The sequence below is a fragment of the Allobosea sp. P1_A7 genome (assembly GCF_056406775.1).
The window spans coordinates 1-11029 of sequence record NZ_JBFTZN010000199.1 but is presented as its reverse complement, the minus strand read 5'-3'; the positions used below and the strand labels follow the sequence as shown (position 1 = coordinate 11029).

General features: G+C 66.3%; 12 protein-coding genes. 6 read left to right on the top strand and 6 right to left on the bottom strand.

The genetic code is table 11. The features are described 5' to 3' along the window. The 3 genes from AC1D34_RS26810 to AC1D34_RS26800 form a co-directional block, all read right to left on the bottom strand. Positions 1-186, bottom strand: a 186-nt coding sequence (locus AC1D34_RS26810) for an ArsR/SmtB family transcription factor (RefSeq protein ID WP_476825834.1), incomplete at its 3' end; no start/stop codon positions are given. A gap of 185 nt (positions 187-371) precedes the next feature. Next, positions 372-821: a helix-turn-helix domain-containing protein gene (locus AC1D34_RS26805; protein WP_441504568.1), complete on the bottom strand. Its 450-nt coding sequence runs from the start codon at positions 819-821 to the stop codon at positions 372-374. Between the two features lie 286 nt (positions 822-1107). Further along, positions 1108-2049, bottom strand: coding sequence for an N-carbamoyl-D-amino-acid hydrolase (locus AC1D34_RS26800; RefSeq protein WP_441488478.1), 942 nt, complete (start codon positions 2047-2049; stop codon positions 1108-1110). A 116-nt stretch (positions 2050-2165) separates the two neighbouring features. Here AC1D34_RS26800 and AC1D34_RS26795 point away from each other — a divergent pair, with 116 nt between their 5' ends. From AC1D34_RS26795 to AC1D34_RS26775, 5 genes are all read left to right on the top strand, one after another. Beyond that, positions 2166-3077, top strand: coding sequence for a LysR family transcriptional regulator (locus AC1D34_RS26795; RefSeq protein WP_441488477.1), 912 nt, complete (start codon positions 2166-2168; stop codon positions 3075-3077). Between the two features lie 136 nt (positions 3078-3213). After that, entirely contained in the window at positions 3214-4218 is a 1005-nt protein-coding gene (locus tag AC1D34_RS26790; RefSeq protein WP_441488476.1) for an ABC transporter substrate-binding protein, read from the top strand. 37 nt (positions 4219-4255) lie between these two features. Beyond that, entirely contained in the window at positions 4256-5035 is a 780-nt protein-coding gene (locus tag AC1D34_RS26785; RefSeq protein WP_441488475.1) for an ABC transporter ATP-binding protein, read from the top strand. Beyond that, a complete protein-coding gene (locus tag AC1D34_RS26780) occupies positions 5022-5810 on the top strand; it encodes an ABC transporter permease (protein ID WP_441504567.1) in 789 nt (262 codons plus the stop codon). The genes AC1D34_RS26785 and AC1D34_RS26780 overlap by 14 nt, the downstream gene beginning before the upstream one ends. A 28-nt stretch (positions 5811-5838) precedes the next feature. Then, complete coding sequence (locus AC1D34_RS26775; protein WP_476825833.1) at positions 5839-7347, top strand: amidohydrolase family protein; 1509 nt, start codon at positions 5839-5841, stop codon at positions 7345-7347. A gap of 99 nt (positions 7348-7446) precedes the next feature. Here AC1D34_RS26775 and AC1D34_RS26770 read toward each other — a convergent pair whose 3' ends face one another. Continuing rightward, a complete protein-coding gene (locus tag AC1D34_RS26770; RefSeq protein ID WP_441488472.1) occupies positions 7447-7854 on the bottom strand; it encodes a hypothetical protein in 408 nt (135 codons plus the stop codon). 368 nt (positions 7855-8222) lie between these two features. On the opposite strand from AC1D34_RS26770, the gene AC1D34_RS26765 reads away from it, so the two are divergent. Beyond that, the gene (locus AC1D34_RS26765; protein ID WP_441504564.1) at positions 8223-8846 is read left to right on the top strand and encodes a class I SAM-dependent methyltransferase; all 624 of its coding nucleotides are present in this window, start codon (positions 8223-8225) and stop codon (positions 8844-8846) included. Between the two features lie 160 nt (positions 8847-9006). Here AC1D34_RS26765 and AC1D34_RS26760 read toward each other — a convergent pair whose 3' ends face one another. After that, on the bottom strand, positions 9007-9822 hold the full coding sequence (locus tag AC1D34_RS26760) for an aspartate dehydrogenase (RefSeq protein WP_441504852.1): 816 nt from the start codon (positions 9820-9822) through the stop codon (positions 9007-9009). A gap of 2 nt (positions 9823-9824) precedes the next feature. Further along, positions 9825-10931 carry an alpha/beta hydrolase gene (locus tag AC1D34_RS26755; RefSeq protein ID WP_441504563.1) on the bottom strand — a complete coding sequence of 369 codons (1107 nt, stop codon included), beginning with the start codon at positions 10929-10931 and terminating at the stop codon, positions 9825-9827. Positions 10932-11029 lie beyond the last annotated feature (98 nt).

Below are 11029 nucleotides of genomic sequence, written 5' to 3'. Positions count from 1 at the left end.
GATCAGTCGTGCGCGCGACAGGATGGCGAGATGAGCCGACATCGTGTTCTGCGGAACATCCAGCAGCCGCGCGAGCTCGCCGGCGGGAACGCCTTCGGGCTCGCGGTTCACCAGAAGCTTGAAGGTGTCGAGGCGCGTGGGCTGTGCCAGTGCAGCCATGGCGAGAATGGTTTGTAAATTATCCATATATCCAAGTTAATGGATATTATAGATGTTGGCAAGGGCCTCCGTTTCCTTGAATGTCGCCCTCTGTGTTTCCGGCCGTGCCGAACGCGCGCCATGCGCAAGGAGGTGGGGCCGACGTCGCAACGGTCGCCGAACGCCAGGGGCTCGCCTCTTCCGCTGCCTCAGCTGCGCCGCGACAAAACGGTTCAGTCGCAGCCGGACCCTGCAGCCGTGGCGCGACCCGGCTCGGCTTCAGACGCTTCCTCGGCGTCGCCCATCGCTTCGGTGAGGGCGACAATCCGGCGGCGTGTCTTGAAGTTCCTTATCGAAGCGAAGGCTTTGGCCAGACGGATGCCGTCGCGGGTGGCGAGCAGGTCAGCGACCTCCGGGGAGGGGGCGTCCGGCACTGAATCTGCGGCTGGAGTCGAGATCGCCGGCGCCCCATCGAAAAAATGGGAAACGGGGACCTGAAAGATATTGGCGATATGCTGGAGCCGGCTCGCACTGATCCGGTTCACACCCTTCTCGTATTTCTGGATTTGCTGAAACGTGATCCCCAGCAACTCGGCAAGCTTCGTCTGGCTGTAGCCCGTCAGGCGGCGCATTCTTCGCAGGCGAATGCCGACATACTCATCGACCCGGTCTGGTTCCTTCACCTGTGCCGCCCCTGACTTTCAGACTATCGAAAAGGGACTATAGGCCCTTCAAGCCGTTCTTGTCCGCTCTGGCCGACAAAGTCAGCCGACCAACGTCGCACCAAATGATGCGAAGAAGGCGAGGCGCTCTTGCGCGGCCGGCGCGCGCCGGTTTCCCGATGCGGATCGCCCGGGCGGAGCATGCCTGGGTGATCGGACCGGATATCGTACCGGGTCCGATCATCTGACCGTTCCGTGTTCGCATCGGCTTTCCCGAAAGCCGCGATCCACTTGTCCTGCCGATGCCTTAGTCGGTGGTGCCGAGTGGCGCGCCGACGCCGATTCGTGAGGTGATCAGGTCATAATGTTCGACGCGCCGATGAGCGGCGAAGTTGAACATCGTCTCCTTGCCGAAGCGCGTGGCATCGAGATCGCAGGCATGGATCAAGAGCCCGTCCTCGTCATGGTCGAGTTCGCCGACGATCTTGCCGCTGGGATCGGCGATCAGCGTGCCGCCGAAGAGCGGGAAGCCGTCCTCGACGCCGGCCTTGGCGACCGCCACGACCCAGGTCGAGTTGTGATAGGCGCCGGCCTGCACCGACAGGCGGTGATGGAACAGGCGGTCGGCCAGCGTCTCGGTCTTGGAATGGCCGTTGGTGGTCGGCGTGTTATAACCGAGCACGACCATCTCGACGCCCTGCAGCCCCATGACGCGATAGGTCTCGGGCCAGCGCCGGTCGTTGCAGATCGCCATGCCGACCAGCCCGTTCTCGAAGCGCCAGACCGGGAAGCCGCGGTCGCCGGGCTCGAAATAGCGCTTCTCRAGATGCTGGTGCGCCCGGGTCGGGTCGCGTTCGGCATGGCCGGGCAAATGCACCTTGCGGTACTTGCCGATGATCTGGCCGGTCCTGTCGACCAGGATCGAGCTGTTGAAATGCCGTCCCTCCGGCGTCAGCTCGGCATAACCGAAGCTCATGGCGATGCCGAGCGCGCGCGCCGTGTCGAAGAGCGGCTGCGTGTCGGGGCCGGGCATCGCGGTTTCGAACCACTGGTCGGCCTCGACACGGTCCTCGCAATACCAGCGCGGGAAGAAGGTCGTCAGGGCGAGTTCCGGATAGATGACGAAATCGGCGCCGCGGGCCTTTGCCTGCTGCATCAGCGCGATCATCCGGCGCACGACCGATGCGCGATCATCGGCGCGGTGGATGGGACCGAGCTGAGCCGCTGCAACGGTAAGAAGGCGGGACATCGAAAGAGACTCCTTGGGCTGTGAAGGCCAGTTCAAACTGGCCGCAATCTAGCCGGGCGCCACCAAAACAAGTATATACCATTTCTCTACTGAACTATAAGGGGAGGTTATGTGCCATGGCGATGAATCTTCGGCAGATCGAGATGTTCCGCGCGGTCATGGTGACAGGCTCGATCAGCGGCGCGGCGCGCCTGCTCTCGGTCTCCCAGCCGGCGATCAGCCGGCTCCTGTCCTATACGGAGGATCGGCTCGGCCTGACGCTGTTCGAGCGCGTCAAGGGCCGCGTCCAGCCGACGCCCGAGGCGCGGCAGCTCTTCGCCGAGGCTGAGCTCGTCCATCAGGGCGTGACCCGGGTCAACGACATGGCGGAGGAGCTGCGCCGCGGCAGCGCGGGGTCGATCCGACTGCTGGCAAGCCCCAGCGTCGGCCACATGCTGGTGCCGAAGGCGATCGGCCGCTTCCGCCAGTCGCATCCCGATGTGCGCGTCGATTTCGAGATCCTCACGTTGGCCGAGCTGATCGCGCGCATCGCCAGCCATCGCGCCGATCTCGCCGTCACCTCCATGGCCGTCGAGGATCCGAGCGTAAAAGCCACGCAGATCGCCGAGGGACGCCTGCGCGTGATCTTCCCCGAAGGCCATCCGCTCGGCAGCAAGCGCGTGCTGAAGCCGGCCGATCTCGTGCCCTATCCGATGATCGGGTATGGCTCGCAGACGCCCTATGGCATGGTCGTCAATCGCGCTCTTGGCGCCACGCCAAAGCCCATCCGCTTCAACGCGCAGGTGCGCTTCACGCCGAATGCCTGCTCGCTGGTTCAGGCCGGCGGCGGCATCGCGATCGTCGACGACTTCGTGCTGGTCGACAACGCCTGGCCGAATATCCGCTCCCGCCCTCTGGTGCCGAAGACGACGACGCGGCCGCATCTGCTCTCCTCGCGGGTCGAGCCGCTGTCGCGCATCGCCCGCAGTTTCGTGCAGGGGCTGATGGAGCTGCTGCCGCTCGCGACCGACCCCGCCATGCCGGATTGAGCGGGGGCGGATGCAGCCGCCGCACGATGTGCGCTGCAGCATAACCATATATTATGTATCGCAGCGAAATTGGTATTTGATCTGATCGGCGTCCCCACTGTTTCTGTCCATAGGGGAACCAGGAAGGGCGACCACAATGTCGAAATTCACGTCGAGCACTCTCACAGCCATCTTCAGCGCGGCCGTCGCGTTGTCCGTACCGTCTGCCGCTCGTGCGGCCGAGAACGTGCATCTCATGCTCGACTGGATTCCGACCGGCGATTACGCGCCTTATTATGCCGGCATCGCGTCGGGCATCTATCAGCGCAATGGCATCGAGCTGCGGATCAGCAAGGGCAACGGCTCCGGCGACACGCTGAGCAAGGTGGCCGGCGGCGCGGCCGATATCGGCATGGCCGATATTTCCGCCCTGTTCACCGCGCGCCAGCGCAGCTCCGTGCCGCTGAAGATGATCGGCGCGGTCTACGCCCATTCCCCGCACTCGCTCTTCGTGCGCAAGGATTCCGGGATCACCACCTTCACCGGGCTCGAAGGCAAGAAGATCGGCATCACGCCGGGCAACAGCCACCGGCTCTACTTCCCGGCGGTCGCCGCGGCGGCAAAGACCGATCCCAACAAGATCGAGTGGGTGACCGTCGACGGCTCGGCCATGGGTCCGCTGCTGATCAGCGGCAAGGTCGACGCCATCCCGTCCTACTCGACCAATTTCTACTATCAGAACAAGCAGGCCCAGCGCGCTGGCAAGGAGCTCGCCTTCCTGCCCTTCGTCGAGGCGGGTTTCGCGATCTACTCGCTTGCCTTCCACACCACCGAGGCGAGCGCGAAGAACCGCCCGGAGATGCTGAAGAGCTTCATGAAGGCGACCACGGAATCCTGGGAGGCGGCGCGCGACAATCCGCAGGCCACCTGCGAGGCGCATGTGAAGGCGATCCCGCAGGTCGATCTCGATGATTGCCTCGGCAGCCTGAAGGCGACGCTGGGCTTCATCTTCACCGATCACGCCAAGGAGGCCGGGGTCGGCGGCATCACCACCGAGCGCCTGAACAAGACCTATGAGGTCGTTGCCCAGTCGCAGAATCTCGACCCCAAGCTCGATCCGGCGACCGCGGTCGACATGTCCTTCCTGCCGCCGAAGAAGTGACGAGAGCGGACAGGGCAGGGGACGCCGGAGAATAGACATGATTGAAATCAGCGGGGCCGGCCAGGTCTTTGGCTCGGTCGGCAATGGCGGCGTGCGCGCGCTCGACGGGATCGATCTCACGATCCGCGACCGCGAGATCGTCACGCTCGTCGGCCCCTCCGGCTGCGGCAAGTCCACCTTGCTGCGGCTCGTCTCCGGCCTGGTGCCGCCGACGGAGGGCAGCATCGCCATCAATGGGGAGCGCGTCAGCGCGCCGCGGCAGGACACGGGCATCGTCTTCCAGGCGCCGACCCTGCTGCCCTGGGCGACGATCATGGAGAACGTGATGTTCCCCTCCACGATCATGGGGCGTGCCGACGAGACGGCGCGCCGGCGGGCGAAGGACCTGCTGGCCGTCGCCGGCATCGCGGATTTCGCCGATCACCGGCCGCGCCAGCTTTCCGGCGGCATGCAGCAGCGCGCCGCGATCTGCCGGGCGCTGGTGCATGATCCCGACATCCTGCTGATGGACGAGCCCTTCGGCGCGCTCGATGCGTTGACCCGCGAGATCATGACGATCGAGCTGCTGCGGATCTGGGCGAATGCGCCCAAGACCATCATTTTCGTCACCCATTCCATTCCCGAAGCGGTGATCCTGGCGGACAGGGTCGTCGTGATGTCGCCCCGGCCCGGCCGGATCGCCGAGATCATCGATGTCGATCTGCCGCGCCCGCGCGATTTCGCCATGTCGGGCCACCCGGAATTCCAGCGCTGCGCCGGCCGCATCCGCGAACTGATCTTCGGCGAGCAGGGGACGCATTTCGATGTCGAACACTAAAGCCCTGCGCCTGCTCGGCGCGAGCCGCGAATTCCTGATCCCGCTCGTCGCGCTGGTCGTGCTGATGGCGATCTGGGAGGTGACCGTCCGGGTCTTCGCCATCCCCGAATACCTGTTGCCGGCGCCCTCGCGGATCTTCCAGGACACCGCGGCGATGGGCCCGGCGCTGGGCGAGCATACGCTGGCGACGCTCAGGACCGTGCTGTTCGGCTTCCTGCTCTCGATCGCGGTCAGCTTCCCGCTCGCCGTGCTGATCTCCTCCTCGCGGCTGGCGGCGGATGCGATCTATCCGCTGCTCGTGCTGACCCAGTCGGTGCCGAAGGTCGCAATCGCGCCGATCCTGGTCGTGATGCTGGGTCCCAACGAGCTGCCGCGCGTCATCGTGACCTTCCTGGTCGCCTTCTTCCCGCTGGTGATCTCGATGACCACGGGTCTGCTGGCGGTGCCGCCGGAGCTGGTCGAGCTTGCCCGGTCCTGCCGCGCGAGCAAGCTGCAGGAGCTGCTGCGGGTGCGTCTGCCCTATTCGATCCCGTTCGTATTCTCCGGCCTGAAATCGGCGATCGCACTCTCCGTCGTCGGCGCCGTGGTCGGCGAGTTCGTCGCGGCGGAACGGGGCCTAGGCTATCTCATCACCTCCGCAACCGCGTTCTTCAAGGTTCCCGTCGCCTTCGGTGCCATGCTGATCCTGGCCCTGCTCGGCATCGTCCTGTTCCAGCTGATCGTCGTCGCCGAGCGGGTGTTCTTCCCCTGGGCAGCGGCCGAGCAGCGGCGCTGACCTGCGGCGCCGAGAAGGAGACCCCGCCATGACCGCAAGCCCGCTCCACACGATCATCCGCAACGCCCTCGTCCTCCTGCCGGAGCGCGTTCAGGCTGAACCGCTCGACCTGCTGCTCGAAGGCGACACGATCCGCGAGATCGGTCCGCGCGGCATGTCCGTCCCCGAGGGGGCGGCAGAGATCGACGCCACCGGCAAGCTCGTTCATCCCGGCCTCGTCAACGCCCATACCCACGGCCATGGCGCGCTCGCCAAGGCCATGGGGGACCGCTGGTCGCTCGAACTGCTCCTGGCCGCCGGCCCCTGGATCAGCGGCAACCGCAGCCTCGAGGACAAATATCTCAGCGCCGCACTCAACGGCGCCGAGATGGTGCTGAAGGGCACGACCGCCTGCTACGACCTGTTCTTCGAGGTGCCAGCGCCGTCGGTCGAGGGCATGTCGGCTGTCGCCCGGGCCTATCAGGATGTCGGCATGCGCGCGACGATCGCGCCGATGGTCGCCGACACCACGCTCTATGAGGCCATTCCCGGCCTCTACGACGCCTTGCCCGAGCCGCTGCGCGCCGAGGTCGACCGCTTCCGGATGCAGCCCTATGCCGAGACGCTGAAGGGCTTCGAGGCTTTCGTCACGCAGGTGCGCTTCGATACGGAACGGCTAAAGATCGCGCTCGCCCCGACGATCCCGCTGCATTGCTCGGATGGGTTCCTCGGCGCCTGTCGCGACTGTGCCCGCCGCTTCGGTCTCGGCCTGCACAGCCATGTCGCGGAATCGAAGATCCAGGCGCTCTCCGGCATGAAGCGCTATGGCCGCACATTGACTGCCCATCTCGACCAGCTCGGCCTGCTCGGCCCCGATTTCACGGTCGCCCATGGCGTCTGGCTCGATCCGGAGGACATGCGCATCCTCGCGGGCCATGGCGCCTCGGTCGCGCACAACCCGGCGAGCAATATGCGGCTGGGCAGTGGGCTTGCCGACGTGCGGGCGATGCTCGCGGCCGGCGTCAATGTGGCGATCGGCACGGACGGCTCGAACAGCGGCGACAACCAGAACATGTACGAGGCGACGCGCCTGGCCTCCTTCGTCTCGAAGGTGCGTGGACCCGATGTCCGGGAATGGCTGACCACGCCCGAGGCCCTGCATGCTGCAACCGAAGGCGGCGCCCGCGCGCTCGGCTTCCAGGGCCGCATCGGCCGGATCGAAGGCGGCTACAAGGCCGATCTCGTCTTCGTCGATCTCGGCCATATCAACTGGCTGCCGCATAACCGCACGGTGAACCAGATCGTCCATGTCGAAGACGGCACGGCGGTGCGCGACGTGATGATCGGCGGTCGCTTCGTCGTGAAGGAGGGGCGCCTGCTGACGCTCGACCTCGCGAAGCTGGCGCGCGAGGCGGAAGCGGCGCGCGAGCGGCTGGAAGCGGCGAACGCGCCCATGAAACTGCTGGCCGAGAAACTGCAGGATGCGGTCGCGAGCTTCTGCGTCGGCCTCGCCCGGCAGCCCTACCAGGTCGAGCGCTACGGCGCGCCGCTGCGCTGAGGCACGGCTCCGTTCGGCATTCGGCCGTCGAACGGAGATCCCCTTCGCGGACGCGACCGACCGGCCGGCTTCGCTGATGGCCGGTCGTCGGCGACGGCCTCACCAATATGCCCGGTAGACCGTGCGGGGATAATAGTGCGGGCCGTAATAAGCCCGGTTCCAGCCGTAATAGCGCGGGGCATAATAGACGGGCCGCGCATAGTAATAGCCCGGGCGATAATAGACCCGCGGGCCATAATAGGAATAGGCGGGATAGCCATATCCGTAGCCATAGGCCGGATAACCGTATCCATAGGCATAGGCGGGCGTCGTTGCTGCGGCGACCAGGCCTCCGAGCAGCGCCCCACCGACCAGCCCGGCAGCGACAGCGCCGCCGCCCCAGCCATAGTTGCGATAATACCCGCCGTGATAGCCCCAGCCGCCCCCGCGCCAATATTGCGCGTCGGCGGTTCCGACACTGCCGGTCATGATCAAAGCGGCAGTGGCGAGCGTTGCGAGTTTCCTCATGACACCCTCCCACCTTGCTGTGACGCAAGCGAGGCCAACCGACGCCGTGTCGCTTCCGCTATCCCCGGGCAGAAGTGCCGTCGTGGGCCGGTGCTTTCGCGCCAACCGTCTCCGATAACGCCGAATTTACACGCGTTTCCGGCGGGATGCAGCAGCCTTGATGCCGCGCGTTTGGGACAATACTCCGATGCGCGTCGGAGGAGGCGGACCTGATGACCGGCATAGGCTGTTGCCAGAGTTCTGGGCGCCAGCGCTCGGGCCCGCTTGGGCAGGGAAGAGTCTGAGGATTTGCTGCAGCTCTGAGGGGATGCTTGGGGTTGCAGACGTCGCGGCTCGACGCGCGTGCGGTCGTCTGCAACTGTTCCGCCATGGCTAGCGATCCCAAACACCTTGTCGCTGCAGGTTATGACGACGTTGCAGACGCATATCTCGAACGGTTCGGGGTATCTGCTGTTCGTCAGAAATGGCTCGGCCGTCTTATCGACAGCCTGCCAGCCGATGGCGGCCGGGTCCTCGATCTCGGATGCGGTGCGGGCATCCCCGTGGCGCGGGATCTTGCGGCATTGGGACATGCCGTCATCGGTGTCGACGCATCGGCACAACAGATCCTCAGGGCTCGAAAGCAGGTCCCGCTGGCGACGTTCATCCAGGCGGATATGTGCGACGTGGCGCTTGAAGCCGGTTCCTTCGACGCGGTTGGCGCCTTCTATTCGATCACGCATGTCCCCTCTGTCCAGCAAGGACCGTTGATCCTGAAGATCGCGAGATTGCTGAAGCCGGGCGGTGTCTTTGTCGGAAGCTTTGGAACAGGTGTTTCCGGCGAGTGGACCGGTGAATGGCTGGGAACCACGATGTTCTTCGGTCACAACGGCGAAGCGGAAACACTGAAATATCTATCCGATGGCGGATTGCTCGTCCGCAAATCGTCGATCGAACCGCAGGACAACGAGGAGGCCTCCTTTCTGTGGATCGAGGCCGCAAAGGAGACCTGACCGCTTTTGCTCAATCGGGTATTTGCGCCCGCGGCCCGGGAGGATCGCGGGAACCAATGAACGTCCGCCAGCATCTCTTGCAGAACTCGCGGGAGCATCGCGATTGCTGCCGATCGCCGCATGGACCCGGCTCGGAGCGCTGCTTTGCGTCTCCCGCCGGTCAGATGGCCAACGGGTTCACCGCGGCTCCGATCAATCGGACCAGCGAGAGAGCCGTCATCTCCGATGATTTCGGATTGGCGGCAAGGGCGCGGTTCTCGATTGCGATCTCGAGCCGGCCGAACGCCCCGCTCGCGGCAAGGCGATGGCTGTTTGCCTTCGCCCCGGGATCGGCGACGAGCTGGATGCGGGTCCGGTCGAGCCCGATGCCGGCCAGCGCGCTGATCACCGCGACATTGGCGTTCTGCGGGAACAGCGACGCCGCCTCGCGCGCGGTTCCGCAGAAGAAGGTCAAGGGCGCCGAAAGCGCGTCGAGCGACGCCATCGCCTCGGCCGCCGTGCCGCGCCAGGCCGCGGGCGGCTTGACGATGGTATGGGTGACCTCGTCCAGCGGAAGCGCCGCGGCCGCGGCCAAGGCATCGATCCCCCCGAGCGCGCCCGCCGGAATCAGGAGTCGGCTGCCATTGGTCTCGGCCACCTCCAGGAGCCTGCCGAGCAGCGCATCGTCGCAAAGGGCGCTGGTCGAGGCCACGGCGAAGGCCGGGGCGTGGCGCAGCGCTGCCGCGCCCCATCCGGCCACAGCCTCGCGCCCGGCGGCTTCGACGACGAGGTCGAGCCCGAGACCGGCGAGCTGCCCCGGATCCGTGATCGGCGCCGCGCCCGTCGGCAGGTCGGGCGCGCTCGACAGATCGCGAAGGCCGATGGCCGCGACAGTGACGCGGGAGCCCAGGCGCTGCGCCAGCAACCCGGCGACGCGGCGGCTGATCGCGCCCCAGCCGATCAGGGCGATCCGAAGAGGCTTGCGCGGGTGCGACATGGTCAAGCGGCCGCCGTGTTGCGAGCGAGTTCGAGCAGCTTGCCACCGTTCAGGCCGTCGAGGAGGCTGAAATGATGTCCCGCGCAAAGGACCGGCGGTCCGGCCCGCCAGGCGGTGGCAAGTGCGGCTGACTGGGCCTTGAAGGCATCGCTTTCCACTTCGCCAACGGCGAAGGCGAGGCGTGCGGAGGGGCAGGGCCGGCCGTGCAGGCTCAGGCGTTCGGCCCGGGCCAGGTCGTCGAGGCCAAGCAGGCGCCCGAGCGGGAGATGGCCGAGCGGTGTCAGGTCGAAGAGACCCGAGAGCAAGAGCCCGGAGGCAATGGGCGGGGCATCCGACGCAACCAGCGCCATGGCGGCGAGGTGGCCGCCGGCGGAATGCCCCGCGAGATGCAGCCGCGCGGCGTCGATGCCGAGCGCCTCGGCTTCCCCGACCAGGAAGTTCAGGGCAGCGACGATCTGCTCCGCGCTCCGCTCCAGCGGGGTCTCGGGCGCAAGCCCGTAATTCGGCATGGCGACGGCGAAGCCGGCCGCCAGCATGCCCTGTGCGAACTGCGCGTGCTGGACCTTGTCGGAGGCCTGCCAGTAGCCACCATGGACGAAGACCCAGAGCGGCGGGCGCGAGACGCCCCGTGGCAGGTAGAGGTCGAGCGTCTCGAAACGCCCCGGCCCATAGGCCAGGTCGCGGCCGCGGTGATGAGCGCGGAAGGCTTCGCCGTCGCGGCTCCATTGCCGGAACAGCGCCTTCATGTCGGCCTGCAGGCGCGGACTGTACTGGCGGGCGAGCTGCGGCAGCGTGTGGCCTTGAACGAGCCTCTCCGGTGGTGGTGTCGGCTCGGAGTGCCGCGCGCGGATCGCCAGGCCGGGCTCGGCCCTCGGCTGCAGCCGGATCGGCGGGCGGAAGCCGGCGAAGACCTCGCGATAGGCGAGCTCGACCTCATGGCGCGAGAGATGGAAGGCCGCCGGCTCGCCTGTCTCCCATGTCATCGAGAGCAGATGCTGCGGCCCGCAGCCGGCTGCGACCAGCCCGTCGAGGATCGTCGCGAGCGCATCGCGCAGCGCCTCGACCGGATCGGTCAGGGATGTCGTCGCGACTAGCTCTGCCGCGACCATGTCAGACGCCGACATAGCGATGTACCATTTCTGCCTGCGCCGCGAGATCGACGCTGCTGCCGGACCAGACGGTGCGGCCCCTTTCGAGGATGTAGTGG